At 64.0% G+C, this 13572-nt stretch carries 13 protein-coding genes; 7 read left to right on the forward strand and 6 right to left on the reverse strand.

The genetic code is table 11. From position 1 onward, the window contains the following. From EOD15_RS15235 to EOD15_RS15255, 5 genes are all read left to right on the forward strand, one after another. Window positions 1–682, forward strand: a 682-nt coding sequence (locus EOD15_RS15235) for a molybdopterin cofactor-binding domain-containing protein (protein WP_148129557.1), incomplete at its 5' end; no start/stop codon positions are given. Continuing rightward, the gene (locus EOD15_RS15240) at window positions 648–2189 is read left to right on the forward strand and encodes a 6-hydroxynicotinate reductase (protein ID WP_127321303.1); all 1542 of its coding nucleotides are present in this window, start codon (window positions 648–650) and stop codon (window positions 2187–2189) included. The genes EOD15_RS15235 and EOD15_RS15240, both read left to right, overlap by 35 nt. Continuing rightward, complete coding sequence (locus EOD15_RS15245; protein ID WP_127321302.1) at window positions 2189–3073, forward strand: UPF0280 family protein; 885 nt, start codon at window positions 2189–2191, stop codon at window positions 3071–3073. The genes EOD15_RS15240 and EOD15_RS15245 overlap by 1 nt, the downstream gene beginning before the upstream one ends. Further along, window positions 3066–3650, forward strand: coding sequence for an amino acid synthesis family protein (locus EOD15_RS15250; protein ID WP_127321301.1), 585 nt, complete (start codon window positions 3066–3068; stop codon window positions 3648–3650). Before EOD15_RS15245 ends, EOD15_RS15250 begins: the two co-directional genes overlap by 8 nt. After that, window positions 3647–4108, forward strand: coding sequence for a MarR family transcriptional regulator (locus EOD15_RS15255; RefSeq protein ID WP_127271007.1), 462 nt, complete (start codon window positions 3647–3649; stop codon window positions 4106–4108). The genes EOD15_RS15250 and EOD15_RS15255 overlap by 4 nt, the downstream gene beginning before the upstream one ends. A 40-nt stretch (window positions 4109–4148) precedes the next feature. Here the strand turns inward: EOD15_RS15255 and EOD15_RS15260 are convergent, their stop codons facing one another. From EOD15_RS15260 to EOD15_RS15270, 3 genes are read right to left on the reverse strand one after another with little or no spacing between them, the layout of a single operon-like run. Then, the gene (locus EOD15_RS15260) at window positions 4149–5117 is read right to left on the reverse strand and encodes a substrate-binding domain-containing protein (protein WP_127322602.1); all 969 of its coding nucleotides are present in this window, start codon (window positions 5115–5117) and stop codon (window positions 4149–4151) included. Continuing rightward, window positions 5114–6430, reverse strand: coding sequence for an ABC transporter permease (locus tag EOD15_RS15265; RefSeq protein WP_127322601.1), 1317 nt, complete (start codon window positions 6428–6430; stop codon window positions 5114–5116). The genes EOD15_RS15260 and EOD15_RS15265 overlap by 4 nt, the downstream gene beginning before the upstream one ends. Beyond that, the gene (locus tag EOD15_RS15270; RefSeq protein WP_127408600.1) at window positions 6427–8010 is read right to left on the reverse strand and encodes a sugar ABC transporter ATP-binding protein; all 1584 of its coding nucleotides are present in this window, start codon (window positions 8008–8010) and stop codon (window positions 6427–6429) included. The genes EOD15_RS15265 and EOD15_RS15270 overlap by 4 nt, the downstream gene beginning before the upstream one ends. Before the next feature lie 220 nt (window positions 8011–8230). On the opposite strand from EOD15_RS15270, the gene EOD15_RS15275 reads away from it, so the two are divergent. Beyond that, window positions 8231–9250: a LacI family DNA-binding transcriptional regulator gene (locus EOD15_RS15275; protein WP_127267670.1), complete on the forward strand. Its 1020-nt coding sequence runs from the start codon at window positions 8231–8233 to the stop codon at window positions 9248–9250. A gap of 32 nt (window positions 9251–9282) precedes the next feature. Here EOD15_RS15275 and EOD15_RS15280 read toward each other — a convergent pair whose 3' ends face one another. From EOD15_RS15280 to EOD15_RS15290, 3 genes are all read right to left on the reverse strand, one after another. Further along, window positions 9283–10284, reverse strand: coding sequence for an LLM class flavin-dependent oxidoreductase (locus EOD15_RS15280; protein WP_127321810.1), 1002 nt, complete (start codon window positions 10282–10284; stop codon window positions 9283–9285). A 68-nt stretch (window positions 10285–10352) separates the two neighbouring features. Beyond that, entirely contained in the window at window positions 10353–11522 is a 1170-nt protein-coding gene (locus tag EOD15_RS15285) for an AI-2E family transporter (RefSeq protein WP_127321809.1), read from the reverse strand. A gap of 252 nt (window positions 11523–11774) precedes the next feature. Then, the gene (locus EOD15_RS15290) at window positions 11775–12833 is read right to left on the reverse strand and encodes an LLM class flavin-dependent oxidoreductase (protein WP_127321808.1); all 1059 of its coding nucleotides are present in this window, start codon (window positions 12831–12833) and stop codon (window positions 11775–11777) included. A 300-nt stretch (window positions 12834–13133) separates the two neighbouring features. Here EOD15_RS15290 and EOD15_RS15295 point away from each other — a divergent pair, with 300 nt between their 5' ends. Beyond that, complete coding sequence (locus EOD15_RS15295) at window positions 13134–13562, forward strand: DUF6481 family protein (RefSeq protein ID WP_023761392.1); 429 nt, start codon at window positions 13134–13136, stop codon at window positions 13560–13562. Window positions 13563–13572: the final 10 nt, after the last annotated feature.

Below are 13572 nucleotides of genomic sequence, written 5' to 3' on the forward strand. Positions count from 1 at the left end.
CGCCAATGTTTGGAAAAAAGCCGCTCTGCAACTGGACGGTTCGGCGATCGTCATCCGCGAGGGAGAAGCCACCCGCCGCATCGATCTCACCACATTGGACGTGGATGCCGAAGGCTTCGTCTTTCGCGCCGAGGAGACCTACGACCCGCCGACGCTGCCCCTCGACGCCAAGGGCCAGGGCAAACCCTACGCCGTCTACGGCTATGGCGCGCAGATCGCCGAATTGGAGGTCGACCTCAAGCTCGGCACGGTGAAGCTGCTGAAAATCACCGCCGCGCATGATGTCGGCAAGGCGATCAACCCGCTGCTGGCCGAGGGCCAGATCGAAGGCGGCATTGCGCAAGGCATCGGCATGGCGCTGATGGAAGAGTATATCCCCGGCCGCACCGAGAATTTGCACGATTATCTCATCCCGACCATTGGCGACGTGCCGCCGATCGAAACCATCCTGATAGAAGTTCCGGATCCGGAAGGACCCTTTGGTGCCAAGGGTTTGGGCGAGCACGTGCTGATCCCGACGGCGCCGGCGATCCTCAACGCCATCCGCCACGCCACCGGTGTGCTGGTCACCAAAGTTCCGGCGACGCCGACGCGTATCCGCGCTGGCATCCGGGAGAAAGATGGCATCCGCGAAAAGGAGCACGCCGATGACCGAGCTTGCCGAACGCTTCGAGACCCATGATCCCGGCGAGAAGCTGGTGGCGGAGAAGATCCGCTGCGATGCCTGTCCGGTGATGTGCTACATCGCGGATGGGCGCACCGGCGCCTGCGACCGCTACGGAAATGTCGGCGGCAGGATCGTGCGGATGGATCCGCTGACCATCCTCGACCATGCGGCCGAGACCGGCGCGGCGATCGTGCCGTTCGTCGCCGTGGGCGAGGCCTGGGACGGCGAACTGGTCAACACCGGCCGCCGCTTCGTCACCGCAATCGGCGCCGGCACCACCTATCCCGACTACAAGCCGGCCCCCTTCATCGTCAGCCAGGAGGTCGAAGGCGTCGATCTCGTCACCGTCGTCACGGAAGGCATTTTTTCCTACTGCGGCGTCAAGGTGAAGATCGACACCGACCGTCATATCGGACCCGAAACGGCTGTCGTACGATCGCAAGGAGAAGCGATCGGCCATGTCACGACGGGCGAGTATGGCTCGCAGATGCTGTCGCTGGGCGGTGTGCACCATCTGACCGGCGGCTCCAAGGCCGAGGGGCGCGCCACCTGTGACGCGCTGCTCAATCTGTGCAACCGCAAGCCAGTGGAACTGGCCATCGACGGCGGCGCCACCATCATAGTCGAAGCCGGCAAAGCACCTGTCATCGACGGCAAGCAGGAACACCGAATGCGCGTCGGCTGCGGCTCGGCCACCATCGGCATGTTCGCCACGCAATGGCGCGGGCTTGTCGACGAGGTGGTGGTGGTCGACGACCACATCACCGGCGTTGTTTCCGAGCATCAGGCCGGCAAGGTGCTGGGCTGGCAGGATACCGGGATAAAGATAATCGGCCGCCGTTCGACGCCGGGCCGCTATTTCAAGGTGTCCGAACCCGGGCTGGGCTGGGGCGGCACCAGCATTTCAGACCCGCTGTCGATCCTCGGAGAGTGGAACGCCAAGAAAGGCGCGCGGCCGGGTCTGTCGCTGCTGATGGTGTCGACCACCGGCGAGCAGTTCGCCTATTACGAGCTCGATGACGAGCTGAAACCGGTGCAAAAACCGTTTCCCGAACGGCTGCAAAAGTCGGTCGGCCTGATCGAGGACAATTGCGAGCCGGCTTTGTGCACCGTGCTGTTCATCGGCGGTGCCGGCGGTTCGCTGCGGGCCGGCGTCACCGAAAACCCGGTCAACCTCACCCGCTCGGTTCAGGGCCTGACCACCTATGTCACGGTCGGCGGCGCGCCAGTCTATGTCTGGCCGGGCGGCGGCATCACGCTGATGGTCGATGTCACCAGAGTGCCTGAGGGTGCCTTCGGCTATGTGCCAACGCCGGCGCTGGTGGCTCCTATCGAATTCACGCTGCGCCGCGACGACTATGTCAGGCTCGGCGGCTACGAGGCCGAGATCCGCAGCGTCGAGGATATTGTCGCAAAAGGCGGTGAGTACCTGAATCCGCGCCGCGGCACAGGCGCCGAAGCCACCAATCCATGGCCGCCACTCGAGCAGTTGCGCCGTGCCGGCTCGAACGGGGCCGGGTGATGCAAGGCCCGCAAGCCAACTGGCTGCAGGACGGCAAGCGGCTCCATCTCAACCACGGGCCGATCGACCTGATCGTCGAGGTTTTTGGTGAGGCGGATGAATGCCGCCGAGCCTATGAACAGGCGGTAGCGCGGTTCCAGACGATCCTGATGGAGCTGGTCGAGGAGCTCCCCGAATTGCGACTACCGGCGTTTTTCCTGGCGCCGCGCACCTTCGCCGGCCCGACGGCGCGCCGCATGGAAGCAGCCGTCATGCCCCTGGCGGAATGCTTCATAACACCGATGGCCGCCGTCGCGGGATCGGTAGCCGACGAAATGCTCGCCGCATTGCTTGCCGGCCGCAAGCTCGAGCGCGCCTATGTCAACAATGGCGGCGACTGCGCAATCCATATCGGCAGGGGACAGTCGATGGGCTTGGCGGTCGCCGGCACCGGCAACGGCATGGCCGACCGGATCACGATCCGCGCGGAAGATGGCGTTCGTGGCGTTGCCACCAGCGGCTGGCGCGGCCGCTCCTTCTCGCTTGGCATTGCCGACGCCGTCACCGTGCTCGCGCGGACCGGCGCCGAGGCAGATGCGGCAGCGACCCTCATTGCCAACGCGGTGGACCTGCCCGGCAATCCCGCCATCAAGCGCATTCCCGCACATGAACTGTCGCCCGACAGCGATCTCGGCGCGCGCCTGGTGACACATGGTGTCGGCACGCTTGCCCTTGGCGAAGTGGCGCGGGCGCTGGACAATGGCCTTGCCGTCGCCGAAGATTTTCGCCGGCGCGGCCTGATTGCCGGATCGGCGCTGTTTCTTGGCGGTGAGGCCCGCATCAGTGGCTCGGTCGCGCTTGCAGCGCCCAACAAAAGTTCGAGGGAGGAAGTTGCCCATGCCTGAGTTTTCGATCCGCAAAATCGCGGTGCTGACCGAAGAGATTTTTCACGAGGGCGGGCCGGTGGCCCAGGTGCCGCGCCGCCGCGCCGCCGCGATGGCCCTGGTGAAAAACCCGTTCGCCGGGCGCTATGTCGAAGACTTGCAGAGCGCCATGGACGATCTGAAGCCGCTCGGCCTGTTGCTCGCCGACCGGCTGATCGCGGCGCTCGGCGGCGACGTCAAGCAGATCGACGGCTACGGCAAGGGCGCCATTGTCGGCACGGCGGGCGAGTTGGAGCACGGTGCGCTGTGGCATGTGCCCGGCGGCTACGCCATGCGCGAACGGCTCGGCGACGCCAAGGCGATCGTGCCGTCGGCCAAGAAGGTCGGCGCGTTCGGTTCACAGCTCGATGTACCGCTCGGCCACATCAACGCCGCCTATGTGCGCAGCCATTTCGACGCCATGGAAGTCGGCATCAGCGATGGTCCGCGCCCGGACGAAATCCTGTTCTGCCTCGCCATGACCTGTGGCCCGCGCATCCACAATGGCATGGGTGGTCTCGCGGCCGATGACATCAAAGCCTGGGATGGCTTGCGGTGAGCGGCGAGGACAATCTGCTCAAGCTGGTCGAGGTCGAGGCGCCGGACGACCAGGATTACCTCCTGCAGGAGCAGGTCGGCTTCATCCTGCGCAAGGCGCATCAGCGCCATGTGGCGATATTTGCCGCGCATATCGGCGATCTGACGCCGCCGCAATTCGCGGCGTTGGCCAAGCTGCGTGACGTCGGCGAGACCTCGCAGAACCAGCTCGGCACGCTGATCGCGATGGATGCGGCGACGGTGAAGGGCGTCATCGACCGGCTGAAGGCGCGCGGCCTGGTCGAGCTTTCCAGGCACGAGGTCGACAAGAGACGGCTGCTGGTCAATCTGACCGCGGCAGGCCGCGATGCCATCGACCGCCTGATCCCGCTGGCGCGCGAGATCACCCAGGAAACGCTGGCGCCGCTCTCGGCCAAGGAGATCGCCACCTTCATGAAGCTGCTGGTGAAGCTGGCTTAGACCGCCGGGCGCCAAAAAGGCACCCGGCAGGAAGCTTGGCTCAGAGGCCGTTGTCCTTCAGCACCTGGGCAGCGTTTTCCTTGGTGATCTTCTCGGTCGGCAGAGTGATGGTCTTTTCGACCTTCTCGCCGTTGAGGAACTTGATCGCCTGGCGCAGGCCTTCGGCGCCGGGAGTGACATAGGTGAAGGTCGCCGTCAGCTCGCCCTTGTTGACCATCTGCACGCCTTCGTTGGGCAGGCCGTCAATGCCGATGAACTTGATGTCCTTTTCGCGGCCGACATCCTTGGCGGCGAGATAGGCACCATAGGCCATCGGGTCGTTGTGGCCGTAAACGAGATCGATCTTCTCGTTGCTCTTCAGCGCGTTGGCCATCAGATTGTAGGCCTGATCCTGCTTCCAGTCGCCCGACTGCTGGTCGAGCAGATATTTGATGCCCGGCTCTTTGTCGGTGAATTCGTGGAAGCCGTCGTGGCGGTCATGCGCCGGCTGGGTGCCCATGCCGCCCCAGATCTCGACGACGTTGCCTGCAGCCTTGCCCTTGCCGCCAAGCAGTTCGACGGCATATTCGCCGGCCGCGCGTCCGATCAGCGCGTTGTCGCCACCGACGAACTGCGTGTAGTCCTTGGTCTCGACATTGCGGTCGAGCACGAAGACCGGGATCTTGGCATCGATCGCTTGCTGCACGACGCCGGTCAGGCCGGCCGATTCCTTCGGTGACACCAACAGCGCGTCGACTTCCTGGCGGATCAGGTTCTCGACATCGGCGACCTGCTTTTCGGTCTTGTCCTCGCCGTCGGTGATGATCAGTTCGACCTCGGGATGCTTGGCGGCTTCGGCCAGAATGTCCTTGTTGAACTGCGCGCGCCAGGGCTCGATCGTCGTCACCTGCGAGAAGCCGATCTTCCACTTCTTGTCCTGGGCGAAGGCATTGCCGGTGGTCAGCAGCGCGGTGGCGGTCAGCAGTGCCGCGGTCACGGCGGCAAGCTTCAACATGTCACGTCGTTTCATTTTTTGTTTCCTCCGAGATTGAGAGACGGTGTCTCTTGCGACGGCCGCTTTGCCGCGGCCGTTTCCTTGTGCGCCGATTGCCCGCCGGGCAGGCGCAGATAGGCCAGGAGATCACCGGCATTGCGCTCCTGCACGAGCACGGTGCCGATGATGATCATCCCCTTCAGCACCAGCTGAAGGTTCGAATTGATGTTGTGGAGCTGCAGGATGTTGGAGAGCAGACCGAAGATCAGCACGCCGCAGAACGTGCCGGTGAGGCTGCCGCGCCCGCCCATCAGGCTGGTGCCGCCGATGACCACGGCGGCGATGGCGTCGAGCTCCAGCCCGGCGCCGGCATCCGGCTTGCCTTGCCGGTACTGTGCGACATAGAGCACGGCGGCGATGCCGGCGAGCAGCCCCGAGACGGCATAGGTTGCGATCTTGACGCGGCCGGCGGCGATGCCGGAGAGGCGCGCCGCCTCCTCGTTGCCGCCGATGGCATAGACGTAACGGCCGAACGGCGTGAAGCGCAGCACCGCGCCATAGATCAGGATGGCGCCGAGGAAGAACAGGCCCGGCATCGGGATGATGCCGAACACCAGCGAGCGCAGGATCTCGAAATCGGCGGTCGCGTTGGAGCCTGTATAGACCGGCAGCACCGCATTGTTCTGGCCGGCGGTCAACCGTGCGATGCCGAGCGCCGTCACCATCATCGCCAGGGTGACGATGAAGGGCTGCAGGCGCCCGGCAACGATGATGAAGCCGTTGAGCGCGCCGAACAGCAAACCAACGCACGGCGCCACCAGCAGCACGCCGAGCACACCGAATTTCGGCTCGATCTGCGGCAGCAGAAACCACAGCGACAGGCAGCACAGGACCACGCCGACGACGGCGGGCGTGACCAGGCCGCGAATCCCGTCCAGCTTGATCTCACGGAGGAGGTCGGCGCCGGCACGGGATTTTGCCAGGTTCTGGAAAATGAAACGGGTGACGACGAAACCGAGGCAAAGCGCCACCAGGGCGACGGTTGGCACGCCCAGCACGACGCCCGGCGTCACGCCTGGAACCGTCAGCAGCATGGCGCAGACCACCGAGCAGATGGCCATCAGCGAGCCGACGGAGAGATCGATGCCGCCGGTGATGATGACAGCCGTCATGCCAGTGGCGATCAGGCCGGTGGTCGACACCTGGCGCAGCACATCGAGCAGATTGCCGTAGGAGAGGAAGATGTTGTTGCCCTTCGAGCTCATCGGCGAGCCCAGGACACCGATCAGGAAGATGGCGATCAGGCCCCAATAGAGCTTGGTCCGGGACAGGAGTTTCAAAACGGTCATGCGGCTGGTCTCGATATGGTCCGGCGCGGGGCGGCGAGGCGCATGATGGCCTCCTCACTGGCCGCGTCGCGGGAAAGAATGCCTGTCTGGCGGCCATCGGCCATCACCAGGATGCGGTCGGAGAGGTGCAGCAGCTCCGGCAGTTCGGAGCTGATGACGGCGATGGCGAGACCGTCGCGCGCCAGCTTGAAGATCAGGTCGTAGATCTCGCGTTTGGCGCCGACATCGATGCCGCGCGTCGGCTCGTCGAGCAACAGCACCCTCGGCTTCGTCGCCAGCCATTTGCCGATGACAACCTTCTGCTGGTTGCCGCCCGACAGCGTACCGGCGGGCTGGTCGATGTCCCGGCAGCGGATGCCGAGGGCCTTGACCGCCTGCCGCGCCAGCCCCTGCTCGCCGGCCAGCGAGCGGATGCCGAAGCGGGCCAGCGAGCCGACCAGCGGCAGCGCGACATTGTCCGCGATCGAAGCCTGCAGATGCAGCCCTTGCGTCTTGCGGTCCTCGGTCACCAGCGCAATGCCCAGCCGCCTCGCATCGCGCGGCGAACGGATGTCCACGGGATGGCCGTCAATACGGATTTCGCCGCCGGTGCGGCCATTGCTCGAGCCGAAGATCGCTTCCAGGATCTCGGTGCGGCCCGAACCCAGCAGCCCGCCAATGCCGAGGATTTCTCCGGCGGCAAGATCGAAGCCGACGCCGTCGATCACCGTGCGCCAACCATGCGCATCGGGCTTCGACAGCGACAGGTTTTCGACCGAAAGCACGGTCATGCCGCTGGTGTTGCGCTCTTCCTCGGAGGAAGCGAGCAGGTTGCGGCCGACCATCGCCGAAATGATCGTATCTTCGTCGAGCCTGGCCATCGGCTCGGTCAGCACATGGCGGCCGTCGCGAAACACGGTGACGCGGCTGGCCAGGTGCATGACCTCGTCGATGCGGTGCGAGATGTAGACGATGGCGACGCCGCTGTCGGCAAGCTGGCGGATGATGCGGAACAGCCGCTGGCATTCGGCCGGCGACAGCGCCGAGGTCGGCTCGTCCATGATCAGGATGCGTGCCGACATCGACAGAGCCTTGGCGATCTCGACCAGTTGCTGCTCGCCGACACGCAGGGCGCCGACGCGGGCTTGCGGATCGAGTTCGATGCCGAGCCGCTGCAACAAAGCACCTGCCGCGCGGCTGCTCGCCTTGCGGTCGACGATCAGCCCGGCGATCAGCTTCTCGCGGCCGAGGAAGATGTTGTCGGCGACGCTGAGTTCGGGCACCAGGTTGAGCTCCTGATGAATGATGGCGATGCCGGCATCCTCGGCGTCGCGCACGCCGGCGAAGCTGACGGGGCGGCCATCGACGCTGACCGTGCCTTCATAGTCGGTATAGACGCCGGAGAGGATTTTCATCAGCGTCGACTTGCCGGCGCCGTTCTCGCCCATCAAGGCATGAACCTCGCCGCGACGCAGCTCAAAGCCGACATCGACAAGCGCGGCGATGCCGCCGAAGCTCTTGGAAATGCGCTCGGCACTCAGAACGATGTGCGACCGATCGGCCGCACCGTGCTCCGGTGAAAGGGAATTGCTCTCTTGCATGACAATGGCGGCCTCCCTTCCGTCGTCGTCAACTTCCCGCAAACGCTAATCTAAACGTTTCGATCATGTCAAGCCGATATAAGGTGCCGGGCGTTTGATGCAATTCGATTCTTGCTTAAAAGGACAGGATTCCGTACGTATTGGCCAACAAGGGTGGCGAAACGTTTCGAAAATGACAGCGTCAGGGCAAAAAAGACACCGCAAATCCACCGCGCCCACCATGCTTCATGTGGCTGAAGCGGCGCGTGTTTCTGTCGCCACCGTTTCGGCGCTGATCAATGGCACGGCGACGGTCAGCCCGGAGCTTAGCCAGCGCATCGAGCAGGCAATCCGCGATATCGGCTACAAGCGCAACGCGATCGCCCGCAGCCTGAAGATGGGCACGACCCGCACCATCGGACTGACCGTGCCGCACATCACCAACCCGTTCTTCACCGATGTCGTCTCGGTCATCCAGCAGGCCTTCGACCGGGCCGGCTATGCCGTCATGCTGTGCTGCACGGACGAGGATTTGAACACCCAGGACGACCAGATCAGGCTGCTGCTCGACCGCATGGTCGACGGGCTGATCGTGGCGCGCGTCGGCGACGGCGCGATCCTCAAGCGGATCGTCGACGACGCCAACGTGCCGGTCGTGCTGCTCGATCGTATCTGCAAAGGCATCGACACCGATGCCGTGGTGCTGGACAACCAGCGCGCGGTGTTCGACGCCATCACCTATCTGATCAATCTCGGCCACCGGCGCATCGGTTACATCACCGGCACCTCGGACATCTCGCCGATGCATGACCGCATGGCGGGATATCGCGAGGCGCTTCACGCCGCCGGCCTGCCGATCGCCGAGGAGCTGATCCGCTTCGGCAATTTCCACGAGATCGACGGCTATAACGAAACCATGCAGATGCTTTCCTCGCATGATCGTCCAAGCGCGATCTTCTCGGCGAACAATCCGATGGTGATCGGCACCATGAAGGCGATCCGCGACATCGGCCTGTCCTGCCCGGAAGATATTTCGGTCGCCTGCTTCGACGACTTTCCATGGTCCGACGTGTTCCAGCCGCAGTTGACCACGGTGGCCCAGCCCGTGCAGGCGATCGGCGAACAGGCGGCCAATCTGCTTCTCGATCGTCTCGCCGGCAACAGGGACGCGCCGCCGCGCAAGCTTTTGCTCAAGGGCAGGCTGATGATCCGCAATTCATGCCGTCCGCTCGGCGCGATTGCGCAGAGCGTGAGCGCGTAGCCTGCCCCCGGCGTAAGTCGTACCAGGATTTGTCAGGCCGCCTGCGACAGGGATTTGTGCGCGTCGGCCAGGATCTCGAACGATCGCACCCGTGCCGCATGATCAAAAATCTGCGCGGTGACCATCAGGTCGTCGGCACCGGTGCGGCGCACGAAGGCATCGAGGCCTTGCCGCACCGTTTCCGGAGAGCCGACGACGGCGCAGGACAATGCCTGGCCGAGCATTGTCTTTGCCATCGGATCGAGATCGCGGTCATAGTTCTCGACAGGTGGCGGCAGCCGGCCGGCCCGACCGGTGCGCAGATTGACGAAAGCCTGTTGCAGCGAGGTGAACAACAAACGGGCCTCCGCATCGGTGGGCGCGGCGAAGACATTGAGGCCAAGCATGACATGCGGCTTGTCGAGCTGCTCGGACGGCTGGAAGCGCGAGCGGTAGACATCCAGCGCGTGATCCAGCTCCGCCGGCGCGAAATGCGAAGCGAAGGCGTAGGGCAGGCCGAGCATGGCGGCGAGCTGCGCGCCGTAGAGGCTGGAGCCGAGGATCCAGACCGGCACGTTCTGGCCTTCGCCGGGCACGGCGCGAATTCGCTGGCCTTCCTCGGCCGGCTGGAAATAGCCCATCAGCTCGACGACATCCTGAGGGAAATTGTCGACCCCGGCCTCGAGATTGCGGCGCAAGGCACGGGCGGTGCCCATGTCGGTGCCGGGCGCCCGGCCGATGCCGAGATCGATGCGGCCCGGATGCAAGGCGGCCAGCGTGCCGAACTGCTCGGCAATCACCAGCGGCGAATGGTTGGGCAGCATGATGCCGCCGGCGCCGACGCGAATGGTCTTGGTACCGCCGGCGACATGGGCAATGACGACGGCTGTGGCCGCGCTGGCGATACCCGGCATGTTGTGATGCTCGGCCAGCCAGAAACGCTTGTAGCCCAGGCGCTCGGCATGGCGGGCAAGATCGAGCGAGTTGGCCAGCGACTGCGAGGCATCGCTGCCTTCGACGATCGGCGACAGGTCGAGAACGGAAAGAGCGGTCATGGATGGGATCCTGTGTCAGGACCGCATGTAGGAAGCATCCGGCGGCGCCGCAAATTCAAAAATATTGATCAGCCTTTGATAGCTTCGGGGTCGGCGATGTCGTCCTCCTCGACGACAACCGCGTGCTGCGCGGCGAGAAAATTGCCGACATGGCTGAGCCCGTCGAAATGATCGCAGAATACCTTGATGACGACCAGCAGCGGCACCGCCATCAGGGCGCCGACGAAGCCCCACAACCATGACCAGAAGGCGATGGCGATCAAGATTGCCACGGCGTTGATCTCCAGACGCCGGCCGACCACCATCGGCGTCACGAACTGGCCTTCAACGATGTCGCACAAGATCACGAAGGCCGGCGCCAGAAGCGCGTAGAAGATGGTATCGAAGCTGATCAACGCCATGACCGTGACAAGCACGATGGTGATCAGCGCTCCGACATAGGGCAAGAAGTTGAGCAACGCCGCGGCGGCTCCCCAGACCAGCGGGTTGGGCATGCCGAGCGCCCACAAACCGAGAGCGATGACCGTGCCGAGGCCGGCATTGATGATGGTGACGGTGAGCAGATAGTGCGAGATTTCGCGCTCGACGTCATAGACGACGCGCAGCGCCCGTTTCTTTTCGCTGAGGCTGGCGAAGGACTGGATGATCTTTTCATAAAACATCGTGCCGGAGGCGAGCAGGAACAGCGACAGCACGAAGATGATGGTCAGGCCTGTCCCGGCCGACAGGATGTTGCTGGCGGCCGCCGACAGGATGCCGGACTGCGCCATCGCCACCCTCTGGATGCCCGGCTCCTGCGACGTCTGGGTCAGCTGTTCGATCTGATGCGAAATCTGCATGATCTTCTCGAGTGGGCGGCGCAATTGCGCCAGCCGTTCGGCAAGTTGCTGGCCTATCGAAGAGGTGTTGTTGATGAGGTCGATGATCGGTCCGCTGAGCAGGTAGCCTACGCTGGCAAAGATGCAGATCGACAACAGCACCAGAAGGGTCGCCGAAACCACTTCGGAGATGCCGTGCCTGCGCAGGAGCCTAACGATCGGCGTCAGCGTCAGCGCCAGCAGGAAAGCCAGAATGACCGGCATGAAGAAAGCGCGAGCGAAGTAGAGCGCATAGATGGCCATGAACAGGAAAATGCCGACCAGCAGCGAGCGCATCAGATGCGTGTCGGCGCGGGCCGCAACGCGCGAATCCGACTCGTCGGCGATGGCGCGGCCCAAGGCAGCGTGTTCTGTTTTCATGCTCACCCTCGAGCCGGCGCCCTCGGCGATCGGCTATTGCTTGCATGAACGCAGAGTTATGGGCGCAGGTTCCATGAGCCGGCTTCCGGAATGAGGCCCGTTTGCACGGGTCCGGAAATCAGAGCGCGCCGCAGCATCCAGGCCTGCACTCACGGAGTTGGAAGAAAGATTTGGCTTCTTCCGAATGTCGTGGCGACGAGAACGATAAATCCGGCCCTTCTCAATGGTAGCAGCCAGCAGCCGACATTTCCGTCAGGCTGGCGCGGTGACGGCTGTGGCAGCCCTGGCTGTTTCCTTGCGCACGATCGGCGCCACCCTGGTGCCGTAGAGTTCGATCGCCTTCATGATCTTGGCATGCGGCATGGTGCCGATCGCCATTTGCAGCAGGAAGCGGTCATTGCCGAAGATCTTGTGCTGGGCGACGATCTTCTCAGCCACTTGCTCGGGACCGCCGACGAACAACGCGCCGTTCGGGCCGCGCGACTGGTCGAAATGCGCTTGGGATGTCGGACCCCAGCCGCGCTCGCGGCCGATGCGGTTCATCACCTCCGCCTGCGGGCCGTAAAAATCGTCGGCCGCCTGCTCGGTCGTCTCGGCGATGAAGCCGTGCACGTTGATGCTGGTGGCAAGGCCCCTCGGGTCGCTGCCGGCGCGCTTGGCGGCTTCGCGATAGAGATCGAACAGCGGCGCGAAGCGCGCCGGCTCGCCGCCGATGATGGCGAGCGCCAGCGGCAGGCCGAGCGCACCCGCGCGGGCGGCAGACTGCGGCGTGCCGCCAATGGCGATCCAGACCGGTAGCCTGTCCTGGAAGGGCCGGGGATAAACGCCGCGATCGTTGATCGGCGCGCGCAGATTGCCGGACCAGGTAACCTTCACGCCGTCGCGGATGGCAAGCAGCAGATCGAGCTTTTCGGCGAACAGTTCGTCATAGTCCTCGAGGTTATAACCGAACAGCGGGAAGGATTCGATGAACGAGCCGCGTCCGGCCATGATCTCGGCGCGGCCGCCCGACAGAAGGTCGAGCGTTGCGAACTGCTGGAACACGCGCACCGGGTCATCGGAAGACAGAACGGTGACGGCACTGGTCAGCTTGATGCGCTTCGAGCGCTCGGCGGCCGCGGCCAGGGCCACGACCGGTGCGGAGGCGGCATAGTCGGGCCGGTGATGCTCGCCGAGGCCGAAGACGTCGAGGCCTACCTGATCGGCCAGCTCGACCTCCTCGATCAGGTTGCGCAGCCGCTCATGCGGGCCGATGGCGCCGGGGCCCGGCTGCGGGCTGACGTCCGCGAAGGTGTAGAGACCGAGTTCCATCTAATGTCATCCTGGTGTTGGAATTTGCCGCTAGACGTAGCCATCCGCCAACCTCGCCGCCAGAGGCGCGACGGTGAACAGTGCATGTCGTTTTCGGTTCAATCTCTTCGTCGCAATTCCCAAGGGAAAGCGCTGCGCGCTTTTCCCGGAAAACCGTTTCACACTTTCCCTGAAATTGCTCCAAAGGCGTCTCCCGAGTGCAACAGCCGACAATTTCATGGCTGCCATGCCGTTTTGGCGCTTGAACTCTCGGTTTTCGCGCGTATGTAAGCCTCGCGAATTGACTTCAGGGAAGTGGACTTGGCTATCTACAGGGAAAAAGACGTTTTCGAGCGGCGCAATGCCGCAAACGAGGCAAAGAAGGCGCTCCTCGAGCGCTTCAAGGCAAAGCCCGCAGCGGATGATCCCGCTGTGCTGGCGCGGCAGGCTGAACGCAAGGCGATCCTTGCGGCCCGCGAAATCCGCGAGGCTGAAAAGGCTCGGCTGAAGCAGGAGAAGCTGGCACGCGAAGCGGTCGAGAAGGCCGAGCGCGAGGCAGCAGCCGAAGCGGCACGTATCGCCGCCGAGGAAGCTGCACAGGCTGAGGCCAAGATTCGGGAATCCGAAGAGAACGAGCGCATCGCCCGTTTTCTGGCCGACGAAGCCGAACGCAAGGCCAAGCGTGACGCGCGTTATGCGGCACGCAAGCAGCGCACCGGCAGGACGCCGCCGGGCTTCTCCGCCCGCTAGCCTCAGGATT

This window comes from Mesorhizobium sp. M7A.T.Ca.US.000.02.2.1, from assembly GCF_003996995.1.
Lineage (GTDB): Bacteria > Pseudomonadota > Alphaproteobacteria > Rhizobiales > Rhizobiaceae > Mesorhizobium.

What these genes read in the sequence shown, in the direction of transcription:
- EOD15_RS15240 (WP_127321303.1), top strand. Translation starts at nt 648, where the DNA reads ATGACCGAGCTTGCCGAACGCTTCGAGACCCATGATCCCGGCGAGAAG.
- EOD15_RS15245 (WP_127321302.1), top strand. Translation starts at nt 2,189, where the DNA reads ATGCAAGGCCCGCAAGCCAACTGGCTGCAGGACGGCAAGCGGCTCCAT.
- EOD15_RS15250 (WP_127321301.1), top strand. Translation starts at nt 3,066, where the DNA reads ATGCCTGAGTTTTCGATCCGCAAAATCGCGGTGCTGACCGAAGAGATT.
- EOD15_RS15260 (WP_127322602.1), bottom strand. Translation starts at nt 5,117, where the DNA reads ATGAAACGACGTGACATGTTGAAGCTTGCCGCCGTGACCGCGGCACTG.
- EOD15_RS15265 (WP_127322601.1), bottom strand. Translation starts at nt 6,430, where the DNA reads ATGACCGTTTTGAAACTCCTGTCCCGGACCAAGCTCTATTGGGGCCTG.
- EOD15_RS15270 (WP_127408600.1), bottom strand. Translation starts at nt 8,010, where the DNA reads ATGCAAGAGAGCAATTCCCTTTCACCGGAGCACGGTGCGGCCGATCGG.
- EOD15_RS15275 (WP_127267670.1), top strand. Translation starts at nt 8,231, where the DNA reads ATGCTTCATGTGGCTGAAGCGGCGCGTGTTTCTGTCGCCACCGTTTCG.
- EOD15_RS15280 (WP_127321810.1), bottom strand. Translation starts at nt 10,284, where the DNA reads ATGACCGCTCTTTCCGTTCTCGACCTGTCGCCGATCGTCGAAGGCAGC.
- EOD15_RS15285 (WP_127321809.1), bottom strand. Translation starts at nt 11,522, where the DNA reads ATGAAAACAGAACACGCTGCCTTGGGCCGCGCCATCGCCGACGAGTCG.
- EOD15_RS15290 (WP_127321808.1), bottom strand. Translation starts at nt 12,833, where the DNA reads ATGGAACTCGGTCTCTACACCTTCGCGGACGTCAGCCCGCAGCCGGGC.